General features: G+C 40.4%; 24 protein-coding genes, 1 pseudogene and 1 riboswitch. Of the genes and pseudogenes, 2 read left to right on the forward strand and 23 right to left on the reverse strand.

From position 1 onward, the window contains the following. The 4 genes from QFZ28_RS17580 to QFZ28_RS17595 form a co-directional block, all read right to left on the reverse strand. The gene (locus QFZ28_RS17580; protein WP_307195845.1) at window positions 1–426 is read right to left on the reverse strand and encodes an OsmC family protein; all 426 of its coding nucleotides are present in this window, start codon (window positions 424–426) and stop codon (window positions 1–3) included. A gap of 87 nt (window positions 427–513) precedes the next feature. Further along, window positions 514–1,521, reverse strand: a complete 1,008-nt coding sequence (locus QFZ28_RS17585; RefSeq protein ID WP_307195846.1) for an aliphatic sulfonate ABC transporter substrate-binding protein — start codon at window positions 1,519–1,521, stop codon at window positions 514–516. A 29-nt stretch (window positions 1,522–1,550) separates the two neighbouring features. Continuing rightward, window positions 1,551–2,312 carry an ABC transporter permease gene (locus QFZ28_RS17590; RefSeq protein WP_307195847.1) on the reverse strand — a complete coding sequence of 254 codons (762 nt, stop codon included), beginning with the start codon at window positions 2,310–2,312 and terminating at the stop codon, window positions 1,551–1,553. Further along, entirely contained in the window at window positions 2,245–3,087 is an 843-nt protein-coding gene (locus QFZ28_RS17595) for an ABC transporter ATP-binding protein (RefSeq protein WP_307195848.1), read from the reverse strand. Before QFZ28_RS17595 ends, QFZ28_RS17590 begins: the two co-directional genes overlap by 68 nt. A gap of 397 nt (window positions 3,088–3,484) precedes the next feature. Between QFZ28_RS17595 and QFZ28_RS17600 the strand changes: the two genes are divergently transcribed. Further along, complete coding sequence (locus QFZ28_RS17600) at window positions 3,485–3,670, forward strand: hypothetical protein (protein ID WP_307195849.1); 186 nt, start codon at window positions 3,485–3,487, stop codon at window positions 3,668–3,670. Between the two features lie 76 nt (window positions 3,671–3,746). Here QFZ28_RS17600 and QFZ28_RS17605 read toward each other — a convergent pair whose 3' ends face one another. From QFZ28_RS17605 to QFZ28_RS17695, 19 genes and pseudogenes are all read right to left on the reverse strand, one after another. Beyond that, window positions 3,747–4,022 carry an aspartyl-phosphate phosphatase Spo0E family protein gene (locus QFZ28_RS17605; RefSeq protein WP_307195850.1) on the reverse strand — a complete coding sequence of 92 codons (276 nt, stop codon included), beginning with the start codon at window positions 4,020–4,022 and terminating at the stop codon, window positions 3,747–3,749. A 200-nt stretch (window positions 4,023–4,222) separates the two neighbouring features. Then, entirely contained in the window at window positions 4,223–5,941 is a 1,719-nt protein-coding gene (gene cysI / locus QFZ28_RS17610; RefSeq protein WP_307195851.1) for an assimilatory sulfite reductase (NADPH) hemoprotein subunit, read from the reverse strand. Between the two features lie 218 nt (window positions 5,942–6,159). Continuing rightward, window positions 6,160–7,965 (reverse strand): assimilatory sulfite reductase (NADPH) flavoprotein subunit, encoded by a 1,806-nt coding sequence (locus tag QFZ28_RS17615; RefSeq protein WP_307195852.1) that lies wholly within the window; start codon window positions 7,963–7,965, stop codon window positions 6,160–6,162. A gap of 108 nt (window positions 7,966–8,073) precedes the next feature. Then, window positions 8,074–8,799, reverse strand: coding sequence for a sirohydrochlorin chelatase (locus QFZ28_RS17620; protein ID WP_307195853.1), 726 nt, complete (start codon window positions 8,797–8,799; stop codon window positions 8,074–8,076). A gap of 21 nt (window positions 8,800–8,820) precedes the next feature. Continuing rightward, window positions 8,821–9,597 (reverse strand): uroporphyrinogen-III C-methyltransferase, encoded by a 777-nt coding sequence (cobA, locus tag QFZ28_RS17625; protein ID WP_307195854.1) that lies wholly within the window; start codon window positions 9,595–9,597, stop codon window positions 8,821–8,823. 30 nt (window positions 9,598–9,627) lie between these two features. After that, window positions 9,628–10,227, reverse strand: a complete 600-nt coding sequence (gene cysC / locus QFZ28_RS17630; protein ID WP_307195855.1) for an adenylyl-sulfate kinase — start codon at window positions 10,225–10,227, stop codon at window positions 9,628–9,630. Window positions 10,228–10,239: 12 nt separating this feature from the next. Then, complete coding sequence (gene sat, locus QFZ28_RS17635) at window positions 10,240–11,409, reverse strand: sulfate adenylyltransferase (RefSeq protein ID WP_307195856.1); 1,170 nt, start codon at window positions 11,407–11,409, stop codon at window positions 10,240–10,242. Window positions 11,410–11,506: 97 nt separating this feature from the next. Then, entirely contained in the window at window positions 11,507–12,565 is a 1,059-nt protein-coding gene (locus tag QFZ28_RS17640; protein ID WP_307195857.1) for an inorganic phosphate transporter, read from the reverse strand. Window positions 12,566–12,580: 15 nt separating this feature from the next. Further along, window positions 12,581–13,297 (reverse strand): phosphoadenylyl-sulfate reductase, encoded by a 717-nt coding sequence (locus QFZ28_RS17645; RefSeq protein ID WP_307195858.1) that lies wholly within the window; start codon window positions 13,295–13,297, stop codon window positions 12,581–12,583. A 69-nt stretch (window positions 13,298–13,366) separates the two neighbouring features. Beyond that, window positions 13,367–13,468: riboswitch (SAM riboswitch) on the reverse strand. A 142-nt stretch (window positions 13,469–13,610) separates the two neighbouring features. Beyond that, window positions 13,611–14,657, reverse strand: coding sequence for an anthranilate phosphoribosyltransferase (locus tag QFZ28_RS17650; RefSeq protein WP_307195859.1), 1,047 nt, complete (start codon window positions 14,655–14,657; stop codon window positions 13,611–13,613). Further along, window positions 14,641–15,414, reverse strand: a complete 774-nt coding sequence (cobA, locus tag QFZ28_RS17655; protein ID WP_307195860.1) for a uroporphyrinogen-III C-methyltransferase — start codon at window positions 15,412–15,414, stop codon at window positions 14,641–14,643. Before cobA (QFZ28_RS17655) ends, QFZ28_RS17650 begins: the two co-directional genes overlap by 17 nt. A 15-nt stretch (window positions 15,415–15,429) precedes the next feature. Beyond that, complete coding sequence (locus QFZ28_RS17660; RefSeq protein ID WP_307195861.1) at window positions 15,430–16,275, reverse strand: formate/nitrite transporter family protein; 846 nt, start codon at window positions 16,273–16,275, stop codon at window positions 15,430–15,432. Window positions 16,276–16,428: 153 nt separating this feature from the next. Then, the gene (gene nirD, locus QFZ28_RS17665; RefSeq protein ID WP_373428084.1) at window positions 16,429–16,752 is read right to left on the reverse strand and encodes a nitrite reductase small subunit NirD; all 324 of its coding nucleotides are present in this window, start codon (window positions 16,750–16,752) and stop codon (window positions 16,429–16,431) included. Between the two features lie 17 nt (window positions 16,753–16,769). Further along, window positions 16,770–19,180, reverse strand: a pseudogene (nirB, locus tag QFZ28_RS17670) (nitrite reductase large subunit NirB). 220 nt (window positions 19,181–19,400) lie between these two features. Further along, window positions 19,401–19,601 (reverse strand): CLC_0170 family protein, encoded by a 201-nt coding sequence (locus tag QFZ28_RS17675; protein WP_307195862.1) that lies wholly within the window; start codon window positions 19,599–19,601, stop codon window positions 19,401–19,403. Between the two features lie 21 nt (window positions 19,602–19,622). Beyond that, window positions 19,623–20,246 carry a Ger(x)C family spore germination C-terminal domain-containing protein gene (locus tag QFZ28_RS17680; RefSeq protein ID WP_307195863.1) on the reverse strand — a complete coding sequence of 208 codons (624 nt, stop codon included), beginning with the start codon at window positions 20,244–20,246 and terminating at the stop codon, window positions 19,623–19,625. Window positions 20,247–20,518: 272 nt separating this feature from the next. Further along, the gene (locus QFZ28_RS17685; protein ID WP_307197056.1) at window positions 20,519–20,950 is read right to left on the reverse strand and encodes a Ger(x)C family spore germination C-terminal domain-containing protein; all 432 of its coding nucleotides are present in this window, start codon (window positions 20,948–20,950) and stop codon (window positions 20,519–20,521) included. Then, complete coding sequence (locus QFZ28_RS17690) at window positions 20,928–21,791, reverse strand: gamma-glutamylcyclotransferase (RefSeq protein ID WP_307195864.1); 864 nt, start codon at window positions 21,789–21,791, stop codon at window positions 20,928–20,930. Before QFZ28_RS17690 ends, QFZ28_RS17685 begins: the two co-directional genes overlap by 23 nt. A gap of 197 nt (window positions 21,792–21,988) precedes the next feature. Next, window positions 21,989–23,359, reverse strand: coding sequence for an MATE family efflux transporter (locus QFZ28_RS17695; RefSeq protein ID WP_307195865.1), 1,371 nt, complete (start codon window positions 23,357–23,359; stop codon window positions 21,989–21,991). 193 nt (window positions 23,360–23,552) lie between these two features. Here QFZ28_RS17695 and QFZ28_RS17700 point away from each other — a divergent pair, with 193 nt between their 5' ends. Next, on the forward strand, window positions 23,553–24,587 hold the full coding sequence (locus tag QFZ28_RS17700; protein ID WP_307195866.1) for an MFS transporter: 1,035 nt from the start codon (window positions 23,553–23,555) through the stop codon (window positions 24,585–24,587). Window positions 24,588–24,652: the final 65 nt, after the last annotated feature.

Below are 24,652 nucleotides of genomic sequence, written 5' to 3' on the forward strand. Positions count from 1 at the left end.
TTATAATACTTGATTTCCTTTTACCCCATTAATAGAATAACTTGCAACGATGTTTGCGCTTAATGAATGGGATACGGAGCAGTATTTGTCTTTTGACAATTGGATAGCACGGACTACCTTGTCTTCTGTCAGATCCCCTTCGACTGAATAGTGAATATGAAAATCAGTAAATTTCTTCGGTTCTGTGTCGGCACGTGCTCCCTCTACTTCCATAGCAAAACCCGTTAACTCTAAGCGCATTTTCTTTAATATCATCACAATATCAATTCCTGTACAGCCTGCAAGCGAATAAAGCAGCAGTTCTGTCGGTCTCGGACCGCTATTTTGACCTCCAACCTCTGGTGCAGCGTCCATCCTTAATTCATGTCCCGACGGTGTTGTACCCGTAAAAGCCATATCTCCTGTCCATGTAATCGTTGATTTCATTTCTACCATCCCTTCCTATATGTATTCCACCCTATTTTACCTTAAAAAAAGGTTTTGAACCCATAATGGAGTTCAAAACCTTTCGTATTACTTCAATAATGACAAGTCGATTAAGCCTTTAATATCACTGCTTGGAATATATCCAGCTTCTTTGCTGATATCTGCCATTTCTTGAATGACTTTCTCATTAACATCTGTTGTGACTGCTAAACGAGAGAATGCAGCATCTACTTCATCTTTATTTAGCTCTTTACCTGTAAGATTTTTCAAATGTTTCATGACAACTTCTTTGCTCTCTTCAGGATTGTCCTGAATAAATTTTACCGCCTTTTTATGAGCATCTACATACTGCTTTGCTATGTCTTTATTTTTCAAAAAGTCTGCCCTAGCAGCAACGACTGTATTGGTAGATTCCTTACCCCATGCAAATTCATCCCAGTCTAAAAGGAGTTTACCATTTGCTTGGTTTTCTAGAACATACCCCCAAGGCTCTTGTGTTGCAGCTGCGTCCACTTGCTTTTGAACAAATAGAGAAGCTGTATCAGCAGGAGCTGCCGCAAATAAATCCACTGTACCACCGCTAGTTTTCGCTTTTAAATCTGCTTCTTTTAGTGCTTTACGTAACATTACATCCTGTGTGCTTCCTATTACCGGTATTGCTACTTTTTTGCCATCTAAATCTGCTAATTTTTCAACTCCGCTGCCTTCTGCAGCTACTAGAACAGCACCGCCATTTACGGCACCTGAGATGAGGTGATATTCTTTGTTTTTTACATAAAAGTTAAGTAATGGACCAGGTCCGACTGTACCAACATCAATTGCTTTGGTTGCCATTGCTTCCATAAATAGTCCGCCATTTGCAACAGTTTTTGTTTCAATTGTAACATCCTTACCGAAAGCTTCTTCAAAATAGCCGTTTTCAAGTGCCACGATTGTTGCGATATGAGTTAGGTTTGGAAAATAACCAATCTTAACGGTTTTCACTTCTCCACCATCGCCATCGCCTTTATCTTCGTTGGAAGATTGGGCACAGCCGCTTAAAAGCCCTACAAATAAAATCGTGATAAATAGATAAAGCATAGATTTTTTTAACATTTTTTTCTCTCCTGGCTTATTATATTTTATTAAGCTCTTTTTCGAATACCCCATTTTACTTCAACATTTCGTTCAAGTCTTGAAAAAACAACATTATCGACAATAGTCCCAATTATCGCAATGATGATCATGACAGAAATAACTAAATCCATTTGACCGAGTGAACGACCCATTTCAAGCAGCTGTCCAAGTCCGCCTCCGCCGCCAAGAAGTTCACCGGCCATTAGGGCCCGCCATGAAAATGCCCATGCAATCCGCAGACCTGAAATAATTTGCGGTACTGATGCCGGAAGGATAACAGTCCGAAGGAAATGAAAACCACTTGAACCATACACCTTGGCAACTCGCTGATAAAGCTGAGGTACATTCTTAAAACCGCTCGTTGCATTAACCGTCATGGTCCACGTGGCACCAATCGTTACAATAAACAAGATGGAAAAATCATTTAAACCAAACCAGATAATGGCCAGCGGAAACCAAACAATACTTGGAATCGATTGAAGAGCCGTCACCACAAAACCAAGTGTATCTTCGACCAGTTTGTATCTCCAGATGAAGTACCCTAATATTAATCCCACAACAATTGCAATCGTAAACCCGAGGAGAATCCGTCCCATACTTTTTCCAATTGCCAATGTGATTTGACCACTAATTAAGCCGTTAAAAAGGGTTTCGAGTACTTGGGATAGGCTGGGAAACATAAAATCCGGAAGGGAGGAAAATCTAGATGTGACTTCCCATATCACCGCTATCGCCGCGATGAAGATGATCCGTCTTAAAGCTGTAGTCATCACCCATTTCCTCCTTTAATACTTTTTCGATTTCTTCTTGCAAGATGGATAAGATTCTTTGCTCCGTATTTAACGTTACACTATCAGGTGTAACTCCATCCTTCATGGTTGGAACAGGAATGATTTCCTTGATTCTTCCGGGACGTGTGGCAAAAACAACCACTTCTTCTGATAGAAGAACTGCTTCCCTAATATTGTGAGTAATAAAGAAGATGGTAACTTTCGTCTTTCTCCAAATTTCTAGCAGTTCCTTATGGAGGACCATTCTTGTTTGTTCATCTAGTGCTGAAAAAGGCTCATCCATTAACAGGATATCAGGCTCCATAACTAACGCTCTAGCAATGGAAACCCTTTGCTTCATCCCGCCCGATAGTTCGTGAGGATAGGAATTCACATACTTACTGAGGTGAACCATTTTTAAAACATCAAGTGCCTTAGCTTGCGCTTCTTCTTTTGGCATTTTTTTTAGTAACAGCCCGTAGGTTACATTTTCTAAAACAGTCAGCCAAGGAAATAAACCCGCTTCTTGAAATACTACTACTCTTTCAGGGCCAGGTTTTGATACCAAGTCTCCATCGACACGGATTTCGCCGTTATCTGCTTTGTCAAGTCCCGCCACAAGGTATAGTAAAGTTGACTTGCCACATCCTGATGGTCCAACGATCGAAACAAAGCTTCCTTTTTTAACATTCAAATTTATTCCATCAAGTACTTTCACTTTTTCTTTTCTATCATTAACAAAACTTTTCTGGATATTTTCTATCGTTAAATACATCGTTATTTCACCTCTTTTTAATCCCTAGTAAATACATTGGTTTTATTATATTACAACCATTCCTTAAGTCAACTATTATTCTTTGATTCTGAATACTTTTTATTCATTCCTTTCCTCTTTGTTAAGATAAGGATAGCATAAATAGTTTTTTATAGAGGTTGATTGTGGTATCAGTTTTATATTAACTGAATTTTCTTTAAATATTTTTCTACAAAGGTCTAGCAGTCTTGATGGATTCCCGTCGTTATTTGCTAGAACGTTGCTGTTTCTAAAAGAATCTGGTGATTCATGTAGACAAGTTTTTTACAGTCATGGCAGGAGAAACAACCTTCTGCCTCAAACTATTAAAGTAGACGAAAAGCCAGTCTAATGAATAAGTTGAAAGGTGGTCATTGCTATGAGCCAAGATATTACCCTACAACAAATCGCTGAAGGAGTTCCAAAGACACTTTTATATGCATCTGATAGAGATATTGAAGGATTCCAAAAAATCATCGAAGAAACAATTAAACTAAGAGAAGCACATCGAAACCTGCAGAAAATGGTAAAAAGCTTCTCTTCCTCTACGATCCAGCGTACGTAAGATTTTTTGCAAAAAAAAGACCCATCATGGTCAAATGGGTGGGTCTAAACATACCTTTATTAGCATACATATTAACTTAGAAGAACCTATTACTCTTATAAGGAAGTAATAGTTTGTACGGTCTCATCATTAATTTTTGCAAGTTGTGAATAAAGGTTAAAAGTTCTTCTCGAAATAAAGGAATATTAGACCGTCCTTGCATGGCTGTTAACCTTCTATAGTCATTGAGCAATCTATCTAGTTCCTGGCTGCATAGTACCGTTTCTTCACTAGACAGGCCTTTTGCCATCCCTAATTCTATCATCTCAGCTCTCTTCTCGTTTATTGCCTCTTCTAAATCTACTATCCTCATTACAAAATACACCTCTGAAAAAAATAAAATTACCAAGATGCTTTAATCTTTTAATGTCATGAAATGAATTATAGCATTTTTTTTATTCTATTAAATCGTTTCGATAAAACAAGTTAAAAAGTGACAAAACTAGACGAAATTCAAAAATTCAGAAAAATAGCCATAAAAAAAAGAGACAGGAAATCTGTCTCTTTTCGTCGTTAATTATGAAAATTAGTACCGTCTGTTGTTGCTTTGATAATACCTGCACGGATAACAAAATCACCAAAGTGCTCGTCTTGCTCACGTTCTTTCGCATAATGGGAAAGAACGACACCTAGTTCACTCAATATTTCTTCTTCACCAATGTTTTCTCGGTACATTTTACTTAAGCGGCTGCCATCATGAGCGGCTCCTAAGTACATATTATATTTGCCAGGCGCCTTCCCAATAAAGCCAATTTCCCCTAGTGCATGTCGTGCACAGCCGTTCGGGCATCCTGTCATACGAATGGTTATTTCTTTATCTCGAAGACCGTTTTCGTCCACAATATCCTCGATTTTGTCGATTAGACGTGGCAAATAACGTTCAGCTTCTGCCATTGCTAAACCGCATGTTGGCAGAGCAACACAGGCAATCGAGCTGCGACGGAGTGCTGATATATGCTCACCATCCGTTAAACCATATTGTTCAACCAATTCATTAATTTTCTTCTTTTTCTGGTCTGATACATTGGCAATGATTATATTTTGATTGGAAGTCAGACGGATATCACCTGTATGTATCTTGGCAATTTCCCGTAGGCCTGTCTTCAGTTTATAATCATCAAAATCAGCCACACGTCCACCTTCAATAAAAAGTGTTAAATGCCATTTTCCATTAATGCCCTTCACCCAGCCATAGCGATCGCCATTGTTATCAAAATGATAAGGCTTTGCTTCACCAAGACTCCAGCCAAGGCGCTCTTCTAGTTCTTCCTTTACAGTCTCTAGTCCTAATCTGTCGACAGTGTACTTGAAACGTGCGTTTTTACGTTCTGAGCGGTTTCCGTAATCACGTTGAATGGTAATCACTTTTTCAGCCACATCATAGATTTGCTCTGGCTTAACAAAGCCTATTACCTTGGCAAGCTGCGGATAGGTCTCTTTGTCTCCATGAGACATACCCATTCCGCCGCCAATTGCCACGTTAAAGCCTACAAGTTTATCCTCTTCAACAATCGCAATTAACCCAAGATCCTGTGAGAAAACGTCAATATCATTTGATGGCGGTACAGCGATACCGATCTTAAATTTACGCGGCAGATAAAGCGGTCCATACATTGGTTCTACATCTTCTACGTCCGGTGTTCCAGCCACTTTTTCTTCATCCAGCCAAATTTCATGGTAAGCTCTTGTACGCGGCAATAGGTCATCACTCAATTTTTTCGACCATTCGTAGACTTCCGCGTGAACCTCAGACTGAAAGGGGTTTGAGGCACACATTACATTACGGTTTACATCTCCGCAAGCCGCAATCGTGTCTAGAAGAGCTGCATGAATTTCCTGAATGGTGCTTTTCATATTCCATTTCAAAATGCCATGCATTTGGAATGTTTCACGCGTAGTTAATTTTAAAGTTCCATTTCCATACTTTTCTGCTAAGTCATCCATGACAAGCCATTGTTCCGGAGTAGCTACACCACCTGGCATACGAACACGAAGCATAAACTGGTATGCAGGCTCTAACTTTTGCTTTTGTCGCTCGTTGCGGAGATCACGGTCATCCTGTAAGTAGCTGCCATGGTGCTTCATTAGGCGGTTATCATCGTCTGGAATTCCTGCACTGATTCGGTCGAGCATTACTTCTTTCAATGTTCCGCGTAAAAAGTTACTTTCTCTTTTTATACGCTCTACATCACTTGGCGCGCCTTCAGGTGCCTTTAATTTTTGCTTCACCATTTATGAAAAATCTCCTTCCACTACTGTATCAATAGGGCTCTTTTCTTATACTTTGTTTCTATATGGAACAAAGTATAATGATTATGCTAAGTTTCCGCAGAAAATAGAATACCTCCAATAAGAAAAGAGCCTGCACACTATATTCTAAAGCGCAAAATAACTATTTCCACGTTAAAATCGGCTTTAAGATTTTAACAACAATCTTTACGAAATCAACCTCAATAGACATCGCGCTGGTATCGTTTTTGCTGCTGCATATCTGCTAAGTAGGCTTCTGCCTCTTCTCGGCTCAAGCTTCCTTCTTTTTCGATAATTGCAATAAGTGTTTGATGGACGTCATGTGCCATATGTTTCTCATCACCGCAAATGTAAACGTGAGCACCTTCTTGAAGCCATTGGAACAATTCTTTGCTTTGTTCAAGCATACGGTGCTGAACATAAACTTTTTCAGCAGTATCACGTGAAAAAGCAACATCCATCCTAGTTAATACACCGTCTTTCAACCATTTTTGCCATTCAGTTTGATATAGGAAATCCGTCACGAAATGCTGATCTCCAAAGAACATCCAAGACTTACCTTCTGCCCCAGTTTCTTCACGCTCTTGCATAAAGGAGCGGAACGGTGCCACACCTGTTCCTGGTCCAACCATAATGATTGGGGTTTCAGGATTCGCTGGGAGTTTAAAGTTTTCGTTGTGTTGAATGTAGATTGGCACAGTGTCACCCGGCTGTAAACGTTCTGCAGTAAAAATAGAGCAGACACCTTTACGGTCACGTCCGTGCGCGTTGTAACGGACAGCACCTATTGTTAAATGAACTTCATCCGGATTTGCATTTAAGCTGCTTGCAATCGAGTAGAGTCGTGCAGGCATTTTTCTAAGAATCGCTAAAAACTCTTCAGGAGAGCTATTCACCGGTCCAAAATCGCGAACCACATCAAGCAAATCATGTCCTTCAAGATAGGATTTTACTTTTTCGCTATCATTAAGCAGTTCCTGTAAGTCGCTGTTTAACGTAAGTTTTGCTGCTTTTTCAAGCAGTGGTTTTGTTAATGTTGTAATCTCATAATAAGATTTTAGCGCGTCTTTCAAGGAAAGTACTTCACCTTGTTTATTAATGGTTACACTTTCTTCTGGGTTCCATTTCAATTCTTCTAAAAGAAGGTCAACTAGTTCAGGATCATTTTCTGGATAGATTCCAAGCGCGTCCCCTGGTTCGAAACTAAGGCCAGACCCTTCTAGCGATAACTCGAGATGGCGTGTTTCTTTATTTGATCCGCGGCCGTTTAAATTGAGATTATCAAGTACTTCTGCTCTAAACGGATTGGTTCTTGAGTAAGTTGATTCTACAGATTGCGTAGATGTTACCTGAGTTAATGCAGGTATTCCAGCCTTTGCTTCTCCTAGGCTGCTGATAACTCCTTCAAGCCATTCCGCTGCTGGTTCATCGTAATCAAGATCACAGTCGAAACGCGGATAAAGTCGAGTACCTCCTAGTTCCTCCAAGCGTGCGTCAAATTGTTTTCCCGTTTGACAGAAGAATTCATAAGAGCTATCTCCGAGCGATAAGACTGAAAAGTTTAAGTCCTCAAGCTTCGGAGCCCGCTTGCCATGTAGAAACTCATGGAATGTTAAAGCATTATCCGGTGGATCGCCTTCTCCATGCGTACTAACTATAATAAGTAGATTTTTAACTTTCTTAATATTGTTTGGCTTAAAATCACTCATGGCGGAAACACTTACTTGGAACCCTTTCCCCTCAAGTGTCGTGCTTGCCTTTTTTGCTAAGCCTCGTGCATTACCTGTTTGTGATCCGTACAGAATGGTCACTTCTTTTGAAGCTGTCCCCTCTGTCGTTCCTTGCTGGCTTGGTACTCCTAGGACTGAAGCCAATGGCGCTGAAGCTGCTCCAGCAAGATACCCACTCAACCATACTTTTTGAGATTCAGTAAAAGTAGGTAAAAGACGATTTAGGAGTTCCGCCTGCTCCTGATTAAACGGACTGTTCATTACCTGAAGTTGCAACGTTGTCCACCTCACTATAGAATATAAACTTTATCATACTGTATTTTTTTAGAGGCTGTTAGTTTTAAATTAGTCTTTTTAGTGACCCAGTTCTCTATAAAACAAAATTTACTCACCTATTGCACGTTCAATTACGATATCTTCAATCACGCCATGGTTGCTTAAAGCTGCGGTACAAAGGATTCTCTGCCCTTCTTTTTGGCGCGATCGTACCGTTTTGTTCAGATCTGCAAGGAGGAGACCAGTAAAAAGCATATATGGCACGATGATTACTCGGCCTTTAGCTCCTTCAGATATGGTCTCCAACCCCTCACTTAACTTTGGTTGTGTTGCTGCTAAAAAGCAAACGGACACCATTTCAGGTCCAAGCCGCTTTCTGATGCCCTCTGCAATCTTAGCAAAGTTTACATGAACATCGGGGTCACTGCTGCCCACACCGACGATTAATAGCCTATCTGCCGGGGCAACTTCACCTGCTGAATCCTTAATTAACTCAGCAACCGCATCCAAAATAACTTCCTGTACGCCAAATGGATTCTTTATTTTTACCGGAATAGTAGGATATTTGGCACTCAAGGGTGACAAGGCTTCAGGGATATCCCGCTTGATATGTCCCGCTGCCAAAAGAAACAGAGGAACTACATCGATTTCCGTGGCACCTTGTTCAACACATGTTTCAAAGCCTTCTTCAATCAGCGGCTCTGTCAACTCTAGGAAACTGAGTTCCTGTATCGGTACATCAATTCGTGCCTTAACCTTGTCGATAAAGGCTCTGATCTCGACCGCACCTTTTTTTGAGCGAGTACCGTGGCCGATATAAAGAATTGCTTTCATACAATGTGCTCCCTTCTGCTTTTACCGGTTGGCTACTGGTATATTTGGTACAATTTCTTCTTGAAACCAATTCAGTTTTTTATGCAAAGTCACAACCTCGCCAATCACAATCATACTCGGATTAGTGATTTGTTCCCTTTTCACCACTTCTTCAATATTCTCAAGCGTTCCAACGACTATCCTCTGATCATTTAGTGTGCCCCAATGAATCAGAGCAATCGGAGTCTGTGGTGATTTACCATTTATGATTAAATGTTGGGTTATCGTTGGTAGATGCGCTACTCCCATATACACACAAATCGTATCTACACCCTTTGCCAAATGTGCCCACTGTTGTTCTGCTTCCACATCACCAGCCTGATGTCCAGTGATAAATGCGAAGCTTTTACTCAAGGACCGATGGGTAACAGGTATTCCTGCATAAGCTGAAGCAGCGATTCCAGCCGTAATGCCTGGAACAATTTCAAAGGGAACGTTATGCTTCGCGCATTCTTCCGCTTCTTCGCCGCCGCGTCCGAAAACAAAAGGGTCTCCACCTTTTAAGCGAACAACCTGATACCCCATTTTGGCGTATTTAACCAAGAAATGATTAATGGTCTCCTGCTTCATTGTATGATAATGTGGAAGCTTGCCGCAATAGACAAGTTGAGCTCCCTTTTTCGCATTCTCCAAAAGTTCAGGATTTACCAGCCGATCATAGAGGATGACATCAGCTTGCTTGAGGCAGCGCAATCCTTTTACTGTAATTAATTCTGGATCTCCAGGACCCGCACCTACTAAATAAACCTTGCCAACCATTGATCAACCATCCTTTCTTATCAACTCATGTTAGAGAATGTTCTTTTCTTGGAGGTAACTTAAAATTTGGTTCACTGCCTCTTCCACTGTTAAAAGGTCGGAACGTACTGTAATTTCTGGAAACTCCGGTGCTTCATACGGGGAATCAATCCCGGTGAAATCCTTTATTTCTCCGCGGCGAGCCTTTGCATATAACTGCTTCGGATCTCGCTTTTCACACTCATCAATAGGACAGTCAACAAAAACTTCAATAAACTCGCCTTCTTCAAAAATAGCCCGGACCTGGTCGCGGTCGGAACGGAATGGCGAGATAAATGCCGTCGTTACAACGGCACCGCTATCTACAAATAATTTGGCAACTTCGCCAATTCTTCTGATATTCTCTGTCCGGTCATGGTCTGAAAAACCGAGATCCTTGTTTAATCCGTGGCGGATATTATCACCATCTAGAACATATTCATTAATCCCCTGACGGTACAATGCGCTCGATACGGCGTTTGCTATCGTCGATTTACCAGAACCAGAAAGTCCTGTAAACCATAGTACACAGCTTCCATGACCATTTTGAGCATGACGGTCGGACTTTGAAACGGTACTAGCATGCCAAGTGATATTCGTTGCTTTTGTCATGATTTCTCCTCCTCAAACCGTCGTTTCTTCTTTCATTCCTTCAATTAACACTTCGACAACCTCTTTACGGCTGAAAGTGGATGGTGGAAGCTGTCCTGCGCGAAGCAATTCTCTTACTTTTGTTCCAGAAAGGATCACTCTGTCTTCATTGCTATGCGGGCAAGTTTTATCAGAAGCCATTCCTTCACACTTTGTGCAATAGAAGCTATGTTCAAAGAATAATGGTTTAATGCCTAGTTCCCCTTCAGGGAATTCATTAAAAATTAATTGAGCATCGTACGTACCATAATAATTACCGACACCTGCGTGGTCACGTCCAACAATAAAATGCGTGCAGCCAAAGTTTTTGCGGGCAATTGCATGGAAAATCGCTTCTCTCGGTCCTGCATATCTCATCGCAGCTGGGTAAACACCAAGCTGTACACGTTCTGCTGGGTAGTAATTTTCAAGAAGGACACGATAACTTTTTAGACGAACATCAGCTGGTATATCGTCAGACTTTGTTTCCCCAACAAGCGGGTTCACGAAAAGTCCATCAACTGTTTCAAGTGCTGCTTTTTGAATGTACTCATGTGCACGGTGAATCGGATTTCTAGTTTGGAAACCGACAACTGTTTTCCAGCCTTTTTCTTCAAACAATGCACGTGTTTCTTTCGGCTCGAACCAAACATCGCCAAAGATTCCTTTTTCCGGCTTTTTTACTAACACTACTTCACCAGCCACATAGACAGGTCCTCTTTCATACAGACGCTTTACTCCTGGATGAGCGGTTTCAAGTGTTTTATATACTTCGACTGCTTCTCTGTCTAAATTCGGTTCATACCATTCTGAAACGGTAATAACTCCATATACCTCTTTATTGTAAGCAAGCTTGATTTTCTCCCCAACTTCAAGTGTTGCTGCTGTTTCATAGGAAACAGGAAGTGTAACAGGAATTGACCAAATTGTATTGTCTGCAAGGCGCATGTTTTCTACGACATTTTCGTAATCGGCTTTCCCTAGGAAACCAGTTAAGGGACTAAATAACCCAACCCCAATTAACTCAAGATCACTTAAGGCAATGGCGTCAATTTCGAGTTCCTTTACAATAGATGTTACGTCATAGTTTGGATCAAATGCTTGGATAAGTTTACCTCCATGAGGTGCTGGTAAAAATGACAACAGAATCATACCTTTCTTCATTTAATTTGCGTTTTAGTATCCTCTTAACAGAGATTTATATCAACGATAAATACTATTTATCGGTGAATAGAAAATGGTTTATTGCGAAACTTTCAAACTACTTTTCCGCTGCTTCAGCAACGGGTTGATTGGACTTTTTCATTAATGACGACACGCCGAATACGGAGATTAAAACGCCTGCCATCGCAACAATCGGATAGAAGTTATGTTCAATGAGCATTTGGATAAGGGTGTAAGAAAGTACCATTGATAAAACAGGTGACACGATCCATACCGTAAGCAATTGAACTACTATATCCTTTTTTAAGACTGACTTGCCATGCTTTGCAAAACCGATTCCGATAATCGAAGATGTTGTAATCTGTGTCAGTGGTACAGGAATGCCGAAAACAGAGGCTACAGTAACGATTGCTGCTCCCGTTCCAGAAATGACACAGCCTTCTTCGAGCCGAAGAGTAGTAATTTTCTTTCCATTTGTTTCAAGAACACGATGTCCTAACAGAACGGCACCGGCTGCGACAAAAAGCCCGCCCCAGAAAATACCAGCACTTGTTGACATGATGTCAGCCCCGACTAGCGGTCCAACCGCATTAGCGACATTGTTCATCCCTGCTGAGAAAGCTTCAAATAACCCCATACATACGACAAGAACGGAAAGGACCGGAATGGCTTTCGGTGCTTCCATCAAACGTTTCAACGGTTTTATTTTTAATAGATTAGCAGCTAGTATGGCAATCACGAAAGCCGCAAAAGGAGTAAGCAGCCAAAAGAGCATAATCCAGGCAAGGTTACTTACAAACACAGATTGATAAACAATTCCGGCCCCTACTACTGAGCCTACTGCTACTTCACTTGTCGAAAGTGGTATCCCGAATATATTCGCTAAGAATAAAGACAGTGCAGCTGAAGCTAACACGATTAGAGCGATGGGTACCGTAAAAGTACTATTTGGAACAATTCCGCTTCCAATCGTTTTAACGACTTCACCGCCTCCAAGCCAGGCTCCAAAAAACACGGTAATACCGCATAGTAACAGTGCAAGCTTTTTCTTCACCACTCCTGCTCCGTAGGATATTCCCATCGAAGCAGCTGCACCGCTTGCACCAATATTAACTGCAAAAAATAGCCCTATCGTAACTGCTATAATTGTGAGCAAACTAAAAGCCCCCTTTTAGGATGTGTGTAAGCCACACTCCGTCTTGCCGCTTCCCGCCCATCGTCCTGCACGCGAATCTCCATCTGCCGTAACTGGCTGTGTACAAGGAAAACAGCCGATACTAGGATAATTTTGATCATGCAAGGTATTGTACGGGAGATCCTTTTCCTTGATATAGGCCCAAACTTCGTCCCATGTCCAGTGAATAAGCGGACAGATTTTAATGTTCTGAAATTTATCATCTTTATTAAGAAATTGTGTGTTTGCTCTCGTTGGTGATTGCTCTCGGCGAAGCCCCGAAATCCACGCTTGTTTTGCCGTCAACGTCTCTTTTAATGGAATGACTTTGCGGATATTACAGCATTGGTTAGGTTCCCTCTTCCACAGTGCTGACCCATATTGTTCGCGTTGTTCATCTAATGTTAGCTTTGGCAGTTTTCGCTCAATTTTTAATGAAGGAAAACGCTCTTCAATTTTGTTAATAACCTCATATGTTTCCGGAAAGTGTAAACCAGTATCTAAGAAAACGATATGAGCGTCTGGCTTAACCTGTTGGATGAGATCGATTAAAACAATCGCTTCAGCACCAAAGCTCGAAGCATACACAATTTGATCTTCTGGATAAGAGCTATAAGCCCATCTCAATACCGAAATTGCCCCCTTCGTTTTATCCTCAAATGGAAAAGTATCGGATATTTGAATCCAGTTTTCATACGTTACCGGTGTAGTCATTACTGTAAACCCCCTCTGTTCATTAAAAAAGCCTTCCTAAAAAGGAAAGGCATTTCACGATTGTTTAACGCCTTATCTCCCAAAATGAAGATCATTTTGCTGGAATTAGCACCTTGCTCAGCAGGTTGCCGGGCTTCATAGGACCAGTCCCTCAGCCTCTCTTGATAAGCTATGGTTATTGTTGAGATTAATCCTACCATACCAATAGGTTTTATGTAAATAAGAAAAACAAAAATTTAGAAAAATAATTTTACCGCCATTTTCCCATTAAAAAAAACGCTCTAGACGCTTATACCCGCCCAGAACGTATTTGTTAGGAAATAATATATTTATCCTGACTTCGTTTCCATTTTTCCAATTGACTTAAACCTCGTTGTTCCATTAGTTGTTGTTTCGCGATCTCTATACCTTCACCAATGTCTTTGACGGCACCAAACAGGTAATACCTAATACCCGTATTAAATAGCACTTGATTGTAATAGGGCTGCAGTGATTTAGATTGTTCCCCGCTGAGAATCGCCTGCGTAATTTCAGACTGTTCTTGTGCTGCCAGTTTGACATCTTTATCTAACTCTGGTACCAATAGACCATATTCCTCTGGTTTTACAATGAAAGATTCGATTTCATTGTCGGTTATTTTAAAAATAAAGCTGTTACGGTGAACGGGCAAGTCCTCCGAACCTTCCATTCCTTGCACCACATAAACATTTTTATAGGATAGCCCTTTAAAGATAGGTGCAATTTTGTTTATCGCTGTCCGATGATAAGCACCCATCATTAGTGATTCTGCATTCGCTAGATTTAATAACTTCTCTACTGTATTAAAGAGAGTTCTGACCCCCAGCTCTTTACGAATCCCGCGCAGCATACCTAGACTATGGCAGTATTCCTCAGTATTTGCGAAAGCAATCCCTGCTTCTCCGATTGTTTTTGTCAGCCCTTGCGGCGTCTGAGAAACATTCAGACCTAATTGTAAAAGAATTTCCTTGATCGCAGTTCCATATTTCGGCGGCAGTGAATCACTTCCATGTAAAAATACGGGCAACCCGTATTCAGACATCAAAATTGCCGTTGGAATACTTCCTGTAAAAGAATTCCTTCCATTATACGGACTGGCTAGATCAATAATAGAACGGTTTGACCGTTCTAATTTATTACTAACATCCTGATAGGCATGAACAAATGCCAGCAATTCCTCCGGCGATTCCGTTTTTAAGCGGAGGGCAATCAAATACGCTGCAATTTGGGCATCTGTTGCCTTGCCGCTAATAATGGTTTGAGCGACTTCTTTTGTTTGTTGATAGTCTAAGTCTTTCGACCCTCTTTTTCCCCTTGCGACTTCTTTAAGCCATTGTTGCATAGCTTTCCAACTTCCCTCCTGTTTCTAGTAAATTTATTCTATCACGGAAGGTGACTACTTCTCCAACAACAATCATAGCAGGATTTTGAATTCCTTCTTTTTCCACCATACTAACAATTGAACTTAGTGTTCCTGTAACCGTTCGCTGATGCCTAGTTGTTCCTTGCTGAATGACGGCAACAGGGGTATTTTCCCTTTTTCCATGCTTGATTAGTTCCCCACAAATATACGAGAGGTTCGTGATTCCCATATAAATTGCCAGCGTGTCAACACCTGCAGCCAGGCTCTTCCAATTAATATCGGTTGGTTTCCCCTTCGGCTTATGCCCCGTGACGACTGCAAAAGAGCTGCCTAATTCTCGATGTGTAATCGGGATTCCAGCATAGGCTGGAGCAGCAATTCCTGCTGTTATCCCTGGAACCACTTCAACTTGAAGCCCTTTTGCGACCAAGGCTTCGACCTCCTCCGCTCCCCGTCCAAATACGAAGGGATCACCGCCTTTTAATCGGACAACGTTTTTACCCTGTTTGGTGTACTTGACTAATAGATGGTTGATCGTTTCTTGCTGTAATGTATGATAATTTGGTTGTTTCCCACAATAAATGAGATGGCAATCCCGTTTTGCCTCTTTTAATAGCTCCGGATTAACCAGACGGTCATAAAGAATAACATCTGCCCTCTGGATACATCTTAATGCCTTTACCGTTATTAATTCCGGGTCACCTGGACCCGCTCCAACTATATACGCTTTCCCCATAACCATCGCTCCTTCTTATCGCTGTGTACTCGGTACCGCGGTTCTTGTTTTTGGCAGCTCCAAAACCATTTTCGCTTCTTTTTTCCCATGTGTGTAATAGAGCGCAAATCCGGTAAAAAGAACCCCGCTGACTAAATTGCCAATTAGCACAGGAATTTGATTCCAAAGCCACCAATCAGCGATACTGATATCGGCGCCAAGAATGATGCCAGCTGGGATGACAAACATATTAACCACAGCGTGCTCAAAGCCCTGGGCAAAGAAGATTAATATCGGCAGCCACATGGCAGCAATTTTTCCGATTACTGACTTTGTCGTCATCGCCATGACAGCACCAAGTGTCACCATCCAATTACAGAGCAGCGCTTTTACAAAAACGACGAGTAAACCCTCTGAACCAAGACTTTTGTACCCTAGCGTTTTGGCTTCCGCCACAGCAAGAATCTTTGCTGCAACTGCATGATTGGTGACCTGTCCAAGCTGCGTGACTGCTGCAATATATAGAATAGCGTAAAAAACAGCTCCTATAATATGACCAATAATGACCCAAAACCAATTCTTTAACATCTGGGCTACTGAAGCTTTTTTCGCCAGTACCGCAACGGGAATCAGTGCGAAACTACCAGTTACTAATTCTAATCCAAGGAGAATAATAATAACAAATGCAGCTGGAAATAGTAATGCCCCGACAATCCCTAGTCCTGTTTGAACCTCAGCTGTAAAAGCTAATGTCGTTCCAAACCCGAGCAACGCGCCGCCTAGTGCTCCCCTGATAAGTAAATCCTTTACAGGTAATTTCGCCTTCACTTCTCCTGCTTGTATCATACTTTCCACTACTTGATTGGGACTCACAATCGCCATCTTGTCACTCCCTAATTCTACTAAATTTCTTTATTCGTTCACTTTGTACTTTTATTAGTGACCTAACTAGAGAGATTTCATAGTGACCGAGACCACGACAGCTGCCCTGACTCGGTTACTATGAATCTATCGAAAGAGACAAACATCCTCCAACTATTCTCTAATTAAGATATAGACTTGCTCTTCCTTAATTTCTACAGGATAAGTCTGAACGCACCCTACATCCGGTGCCTGAACCTTACCGTCTTTTACGCTGATCTTCCAATCGTGCATTGGGCAAAATACATATTCCCCGCTTAGTATACCTTCCGCAAGGACGCCGCCTTTATGGGGACAGCGGTTCTCAATGGCTCGGATATCGCCATTTTCCGTTTTAAAAACGGCGATTTCTTTATTGCCGACTATGACTGTTTTTCCCAACTTTTGTGGTAATTCTGCTAATTCCCCGATGAAGACGCTTCGTATTGTTTTTTCCATCAGATCCACTCCCCCCATTATTTCGTTTCCACTGGAATCTTTACATTTTGATATAAGTCTTTTAAAAGGTTTTTATTATTAATCGCTTCCTTCCATGGGTCTTGAACCACAGACAAAGCCTCATCGATTCGATTATTGTATTCCTTTACCATTAATTCATCCGATAGCACTTCTCTGATATGGTCGATTCCTAAGCGCTCTACCCAAGCTGAAGTTCTTTCTAGGTATTTCGCACTTTCACGATAATATTGAAGGAATGCTCCAATCATCTCGACCAACTCGTCACCTGTTTTGAACTTAAACAACAAATCCGCTTCCCGTAGATGAGTCCCGCCATTGCCGCCGACATACATTTCCCAAGCACCTTCCACACCGACTACTCCAACATCTTTAATTCCGCTTTCTGCACAGTTACGCGGACATGCTGACACAGCCATTTTTACTTTATGTGGAGTGTTTAAGCCTTCGAACTTCCTTTCTAGTCGGATTCCCATTCCAATTGAATCCTGTGTTCCAAATCGGCAGTAATTTTCACCCACACAAGTTTTAACTGTTCGAAGTCCTTTTGAGTAAGCAGATCCAGACGGCATATCAAGTTCTGCCCACATTTTCGGCAGATCTTCTTTATTTACACCAAGTAAATCGATTCTCTGACCACCGGTAACCTTAATCATGCCAACCTTATATTTATCGGCAACATCGGCTATTTTTCGTAAGTCATCTGAAGTTGTAACGCCTCCATACATTCTTGGAACAACCGAATAGGTCCCGTCTTTTTGGATATTCGCGTGCATTCTTTCATTAACATATCTGGCTTCGTGCTCGTCTTGATATTTCAGTGGATCAATCATTCCTAGGTAATAATTTAAAGCTGGCTTACATTTTGAACAGCCATCCGTTTTCCACTCCAGCACGTTCATTACCTCACGAATATGTGTCAAACCCTTATCACGAATTTCTGCTAGCACTTCATCTCTTGATAAAGTGGTACACCCGCAGATCGCTTCCTTTTGGTCCGTCTGATATTGGTCACCAAGTGTACAAGCGAGTAAATCAGAGACAAGTGATTTACAGCCCCCGCATGAACGGGAAGCGTTCGTACAGCCTTTCACCTGGTCAACTGTCGTTAATCCATTTGCTTTAATTGCCTCTACAATACTTCCTTTAGTGACACCATTACAGCCACAAATAATCTCCTCATCAGACATGCTGGCAACTAAATTTACCTCTGAATTATCACCTTGAGAGGATTCTAAATATTCCTCTATCAGTGCCCCCTTTTTTAATAAAGTCAAATAACTTATTTCCATCCTTTGTATCACCAAACAGTACAGCACCTGCAATCTTTCCGTCTTCAATGAGTACTTTTTTATAAACACCATTCCAATCGTCATACATTTTAAATACTTTTGTACTTTCATCCTCATTGATTTTTCCTGCTGAGAAAACATCGACACCAGATACCTTTAATTGGGTCGATAATACAGAACCTTGGTAGCCTTCATCGTTTATCCCACAGAGTCTTTTCGCTAATACTTGTCCTTGCTGATAGAGTGGCGCCACTAATCCGTATGCAATACCGCGGTGCTCGGCACATTCCCCAACCGCAAACACATTCGGGATGTCTGTCTCTAAATAATCATTCACAAGGATTCCTCGGTTAACGGGTATACCTGCTTCTTGCGCCAACGCGACATTCGGTTTAATCCCGACCGCCATCACGACTAAATCTGCTTTAATTCTGCTGCCATCCGTAAACTTTAATCCTGTAACATGTTTTTCGGCCGGTAATTTCTGCAGTATTTTTTTGTAAAATAAAATTCATGCCCTGTTTCTCTAACTCTGTTTGCAGCAATTTCCCTGCCGTTCGATCTAACTGACGCTCCATTAAGTAATCGAAAATATGAATGACATCCACCTCCATCCCAAGGTTAAGAAGTCCTCTTGCTGCTTCCAATCCAAGTAAACCTCCGCCAATGACCGCTGCCTTCTTATGCTTTTTCGAGTATTCAATCATTTCTTCGCAGTCTTTTATATTCCGAAATGCCTTAACCCCTTCCTTATCTGCTCCTGGTAATGGAAGCATGAATGGATTAGAGCCTGTGGCAATAATTAATTGGTCATAGGATTCTATTCGCCCTTTATCGGTACTGACAGTTTGTTCTTTTGTATTAATTGAGGTTACTGTCTCTCCTGGATAAAAACGGATCTTATTATCTTCGTACCATTCCCAATCATTTAGGGTAATGTCACTCACTGAAGTACCACCCTGCAGGACCTTTGATAACTGAATTCGGTTATAGTTCGGATAGGGCTCAGTGCCAAAAATCGTAATTTCAAATCCATTTGGGTTTATTTTCAACACTTCTTCAATCGCTCTAACCCCTGCCATTCCATTTCCTATGAGAACTAGCTTTTGTTTTATCATGTGAACACCTTCCTTGGTTGGTTTTAAATTATCTGAATTATTTATAACATTATGGCAACTTTATTAACATGATTTTGGAAGGTTATCTTACACACTATTTCATTGCTTTAACCTGTTAAAGTGTCTTACAAACCCATATTTAACAAGTGTGATAACGGATACATTTTTCATCGAAATTCATAAAAAAATTGGACCTCAAAATAGAAGTCCAATAACCAAATTACCACATGAAATGTAAGTATATGAAATTCGTAGTAATTAACCCAAAGCCAATTGAAATATTGACCCATCCTAAAAATTTTGACACCTTATGTTCTTTTTTGAGAGAAGCATTTTTGTATGCTTTTACATCGGTAAGTAAGATTAATCCCCCTGTCACCCAGCAGATTAAGATTACATATGTTAAATAGCCGATATACATGATTAGACTCCTGCCTTCCAACTATTTCGATTTCATGCCAACTCGGTGAATATGGGCATCAACCTTTACATCAAATGTAACATTTTGATAGATTTCATCCCATTTAGCTTTTGTTTTTACATTTTTGTTCCAATATTGCGGTAATTTAGCTCGAAAATGTTCACCAAATCCAAATATATCAGCCTTCTTTTTTTGAGTGCTTGCTATAAATTTTTCAACCATCCCTTTGATCTTTTTAGATGTTTCCTTTTCAATTATTTTCAATATAGCTGAGTCTGATAGCTGTATTTTTACACTTTCCTTTTCATCAATCTCACTTTCATACTGAATCTTGATGGAGATAAGTGGTTTTTCTTTTCCGATTAAATGTTCAGGTTCATACATGAGAGGCTTCAGTATATCCTTATTTAGAGAATCCTTATCAACTAAGCTAGAAAAATACACGCAAGCTGCTGAGAATTGCCCGAAAATTTTAAAGTGCTTTATTCTTAGATCTTCATTGTTACCAAGAATTTCTTTTATTTGTTTCTCTGTCTCCGTTAATGAGCTAGAAGTTGGTGTGTTTTCCTTTTGTGAAACCAATTTACTCGGAGTTAACAATTGTGGTTTTTTAAGGGCTCGTTTCTTTTTTCGAAATAAGGACACACTCCCACCTCCTAACTAATAATTTTTACCAATTCCACAATTTTATTCCTCCATAACCATTGCATATAGCGATAAAAAAACAGAGATCTAAGCGACCTCTGTTTGAATGTATTATTTTAATCTGATGAAGAACGGACACACGCATATCACTAAACCTATTATGGTTATACCGAAAGCACCTAGTTTATTTTTATCCCTAAGAAGGAAATAAACATGTGCGAAACTGTAAAGCCCACCAAAAAGCACCACTGTCCATAAAATGACTTTCACTACTAATCCCTCACCTTTTCCATTTCAGATTCCTTCATCTGCTTACCGAATCCGATTATCTCCACCTGGACATTTACATCAATGTCTGAAAATGGATAATTTTTATTTGCCCAGTCCCACTCCTCGTATTCTTTTGTGGAGTTGAAAAGAGGCCGAACATATAACGACCAGTAGAAGGGTTCAGACTTGTATTCCTTTTTTGTTTTTTCTATCAGTGGTACCATTTTTTTCTCTATTTCATTGGCGATCCAATTTTTTAAAATCTTTTGCCTTTTTAAATCACCCGCATAATCAATCATACTGGGAACAGATAAAAGTTCAATTTCAATTGGTACCTTCACATCAATTTTCGGCGGACCCTTTCTCTTCTTGATTTTTACATCCGTGGTTATAGAGTAATATTTTTTTGTTTCAACTTTGTTTACATAATATATTTATGTGATTTTTCAATTTTTCAAGATAAGCTTCACTTAAAAACCCGGTCCCGCCTCTAATGATTTCCTCTGAATAATGTTTAGGCGGCGCTGTTTCTGCTTCCTTACTGACAACAGTAAAAGTCAAGACATCTTTGTATAAGGATCCATTTATGAAGAGGTCCACAAATGTAGGCCGATATAGACATGAACCTACTCCTTCTCTTCTATAAAGATAGGTAACACAATCCGGTGGAATCTCATATACCTTTCCTTCTACTATACCGCCTTCCTCGACAATGTCCGCACGACCGCCATCCGCCACCTTCACAGAGTATCGTAAAGTATAGCCATGGAGGATGCCAGTGCCTGTCACCTTTTGAAAATATTGATCCACTTTTGCGAGTTTAAAACGAGCATCATCCATGCAGCTTCCATATGCAAAATAAAGGATTGGGTCTTGTTTGCGAAGGTGAAGGTTATATTCCTTCCAATCACCGCTCACGATTGGAGTTTTCAACATATGATTATTGGGTTTTGCAATCGTATACACAAATGCTTCAGTTTTACCAGTATCATGGAAGATCAGTTGTTTCTTACGATTATATAAATTATCTTGCCCCTCTACACTATACCCTTCCAACTCATCTAATCTATAAAGCTGACCCTCTGTAACGAGATACAATTCTCCATAAACGACATCACTACTGGACTCTTGTAAAGCAGGATACCCAAAACCCGTATCAAATAACTTCCCTTCCGTCCAAGCCTGCTCCGCAACAAGCTCCGCTTCCTTCAATAAATAATAATTTCGCTCATGCCTCCTAAGCGTCCCATAAACAAAAACAAAAAACCGCTCCATCCTTATCCCTTCTCTCTAATTAAGATTACAGCCATTATCCCATAATCCCGATGACAACACTGTCATCGCGATGCTCCATTACGGTGCTCCATTGCGGTGCCTGTCACCGCTCGTGGACACTGTCCACCTCAGGCGGACAGTTGGTTTAGAAAAGTCCCCATCACCTTACGAGAGTGATGAGGACTTTTGGTTGCTTGTTAAACTGTTTCTAATTTTTGTGTGTCTATGAATTTTCGTTTTTGGATGTAGATTAGCCTCCATGATAATGCTATTCCAGCTGCTAACAATCCTACGGTAAGACCAAGCCAATATCCTGTCGCACCGAGACTGGTAAAGTGGGCCAGCACATATCCAACTGGAAGACAAATCAACCAGTAAGCAATTAAGGTCATGATAAAGGCAAGATTAACATCCTTATAACCTCTTAATGCTGCTTGTGCCGTTACTTGAATGGCATCGCTTATTTGAAAGAACAACGCATAAATTAAGAAATGTGCTGTTAAATTAATAACTTCTACTTCGTTTGAATAAAGTCCTGCCACTTGATAACGAAAAAGAACTACTAACACCCCGGTAATGAGAGCAATTAAGATAGCGATATAAACTCCTATCCAGCTGTAGCTCTTTGCGTCTTTGTATCTTCGCGCCCCTACTTCATACCCTACTAGCACCGTTTGCGCCATTGAAATACTTATCGGAATCATATAGAGGAAAGAAACGATGTTTAGTGCCGATTGATAAGCTGCAATGGTTGTAACATTAAATTTACTTAATAGAATGGTTACCACTGCAAACATACTTGTTTCGAAAAAGGTTGACAGACCCATTGGGACACCAATCTTTAAAATTTCTTTACATTCAGCGAACGAAAATTGTTTCAGATTCTCAAACACTGAAAAACTTGAAAAAGGATTCTGTGTTTTTACAACAAACACGGTCATTGCGGTTATCACCCATTCTGTGATGGAGGTGGCAAATCCAGCCCCTGCACCGCCAAGTTCCGGGAAACCCCAATGTCCAAATATTAGTACATAATTCAAAAAGAAATTGATGGGTAAAGACAAGAGCAAGATATACATCACTACCCTTGTTTTTCCTAACGCGTAGATAAATGACCTAAGCACGTTAAAGATAAATAACGGAAGAATTCCATAGCTAAGGCCAACCAAGTAGTCAAAAGCGGTTCTTTCTACTTCACTCGGTAGATTCATTTTATCTAATAGTGGATTTAAAAAGATTACACCAAAAATAATCACCACTATGGTGATCATAACGGATATGTAGAGTCCGTGTCTGACAACCGAAGCCACTTCACTGCTCCTTTTTTCTCCAAAACGCTGAGCTGCAATCGGAGATACCGCTAGTAGTATTCCGCTTATTCCGGTAAATATCGGGCTCCAAATCGATGACCCAATGGCAACAGCTGCAAGGTCGGTTGAGCTATATTTTCCAGACATAATGGTATTGAAAAACACCATTGAAAACATCCCTAGCTGAGTGATTAATATTGGTATTAACAAGACAAAAATTTGTTTTGTCTTGTCTTTTAATGTAAATGTCTGATTCATATAAAAACTCCTAGAAAAAACTGAAATATAAAAGCCAAAGATTCATTATACTGGATTTTGGCTGACTTGCGTAATATTTGTTACTCTAACAGTCTATTTTTTGTTAAATAATTTTCAAAAGTATTCTATAGAAATTTCGGATACCGTAGTATAATAGTATCGTTATTGATTAATAGAGAAACTGGTGACAAACGTGCGCACATATAATGAAAAAATTAGTATCTATCATGGAATGGTTTCTACCATTGCTATCAACCTTGCAGGCAACTTTTATCCCATCTTTGCAATTTCAATTCTTGGAGCAACCAATTATCAAGTTGGGTTAATCAGTTCTCTTCCACCTTTAATTGCCCTCCTGATGACCATTCCTGCTGCCATTCTGTTGAATCGATTGCAAACGCAGAAAAAAACGGTTGCTATGTCAGTTTTGTGGGCTCGACTATTATTTTTGCTGCTTATAGGAGTTGTTTATATCTCCTCTCCATACCAGGCGTGGGTATTTTTAATCATTATTGCATTCATGAATGTACCGGCTACTATTTCTAATGTAGGTTGGCAAACATTGATTAGCGGCATGATTAAGGATGAACGAAGAGGTTCTTTTTTTAGTGATCGTAACCGGTTATTGACGATAGCTGGAATGATTTCCACACTTATTATCGGGATCATTATGAAGAACCAAACAAATAACGCAAGTGCCTATCAGTGGTTATTTTTCACAGCCTTGCTTTTTGGATTACTTGAAGTATTTTTCTTAATGAAACATAAAGAGACAGTCCAGGCCGTAACAACTACAAAAAAATCGTCAATGGATTGGTCCATTTTTAAAGATCATGGTTACAAGTGGTTCCTGATTGCGGCTCTCTGTTTTAATTTCACGTGGCAGATGTCCTGGGGGATATTCAATATTTATCATGTTAGAATCGCAGAAGCCACTATCCTTTGGATTAGTATCTTTTCTGTGGCATGTCAATTGGTGCAGATTTTCACTTTCCCTTTGTGGAAAAAATGGGCAGAGGCAAAATCTAATACCCTCATGCTGGTATGGGCCGCGCTGGGAATGGCGCTCGTCCCTTTTCTAACCGTTCTGTCTACCAATCTTTTTTATTTAACTTGCGTCCAAGCACTATCCGGATTTTTCATTTCCGGAGTTGTGCTCCTATTGTTCAACCCTTTTGCTGGAACAATCACCAGAAGAAACAAGAACGTATTGTATCACTACCTATAATGTACTCCTTTCATTTGTCGCCTTTATAGCTCCTCAGATTGGTATTTTGCTCTTAGAAGGACTAG

The organism is Neobacillus niacini (assembly GCF_030817695.1).
Classification (GTDB): Bacteria; Bacillota; Bacilli; order Bacillales; family Cytobacillaceae; genus Neobacillus; species Neobacillus niacini_F.

Coding starts and splice junctions, on each gene's coding strand:
- QFZ28_RS17580 (WP_307195845.1), bottom strand. CDS start 426: ATGAAATCAACGATTACATGGACAGGAGATATGGCTTTTACGGGTACA.
- QFZ28_RS17585 (WP_307195846.1), bottom strand. CDS start 1,521: ATGTTAAAAAAATCTATGCTTTATCTATTTATCACGATTTTATTTGTA.
- QFZ28_RS17590 (WP_307195847.1), bottom strand. CDS start 2,312: ATGACTACAGCTTTAAGACGGATCATCTTCATCGCGGCGATAGCGGTG.
- QFZ28_RS17595 (WP_307195848.1), bottom strand. CDS start 3,087: ATGTATTTAACGATAGAAAATATCCAGAAAAGTTTTGTTAATGATAGA.
- QFZ28_RS17600 (WP_307195849.1), top strand. CDS start 3,485: ATGAGCCAAGATATTACCCTACAACAAATCGCTGAAGGAGTTCCAAAG.
- QFZ28_RS17605 (WP_307195850.1), bottom strand. CDS start 4,022: ATGAGGATAGTAGATTTAGAAGAGGCAATAAACGAGAAGAGAGCTGAG.
- cysI (WP_307195851.1), bottom strand. CDS start 5,941: ATGGTGAAGCAAAAATTAAAGGCACCTGAAGGCGCGCCAAGTGATGTA.
- QFZ28_RS17620 (WP_307195853.1), bottom strand. CDS start 8,799: ATGAAAGCAATTCTTTATATCGGCCACGGTACTCGCTCAAAAAAAGGT.
- cobA (WP_307195854.1), bottom strand. CDS start 9,597: ATGGTTGGCAAGGTTTATTTAGTAGGTGCGGGTCCTGGAGATCCAGAA.
- cysC (WP_307195855.1), bottom strand. CDS start 10,227: ATGACAAAAGCAACGAATATCACTTGGCATGCTAGTACCGTTTCAAAG.
- sat (WP_307195856.1), bottom strand. CDS start 11,409: ATGAAGAAAGGTATGATTCTGTTGTCATTTTTACCAGCACCTCATGGA.
- QFZ28_RS17645 (WP_307195858.1), bottom strand. CDS start 13,297: ATGACTACACCGGTAACGTATGAAAACTGGATTCAAATATCCGATACT.
- QFZ28_RS17650 (WP_307195859.1), bottom strand. CDS start 14,657: ATGCAACAATGGCTTAAAGAAGTCGCAAGGGGAAAAAGAGGGTCGAAA.
- cobA (WP_307195860.1), bottom strand. CDS start 15,414: ATGGGGAAAGCGTATATAGTTGGAGCGGGTCCAGGTGACCCGGAATTA.
- QFZ28_RS17660 (WP_307195861.1), bottom strand. CDS start 16,275: ATGGCGATTGTGAGTCCCAATCAAGTAGTGGAAAGTATGATACAAGCA.
- nirD (WP_373428084.1), bottom strand. CDS start 16,752: ATGGAAAAAACAATACGAAGCGTCTTCATCGGGGAATTAGCAGAATTA.
- QFZ28_RS17675 (WP_307195862.1), bottom strand. CDS start 19,601: ATGTATATCGGCTATTTAACATATGTAATCTTAATCTGCTGGGTGACA.
- QFZ28_RS17690 (WP_307195864.1), bottom strand. CDS start 21,791: ATGGAGCGGTTTTTTGTTTTTGTTTATGGGACGCTTAGGAGGCATGAG.
- QFZ28_RS17695 (WP_307195865.1), bottom strand. CDS start 23,359: ATGAATCAGACATTTACATTAAAAGACAAGACAAAACAAATTTTTGTC.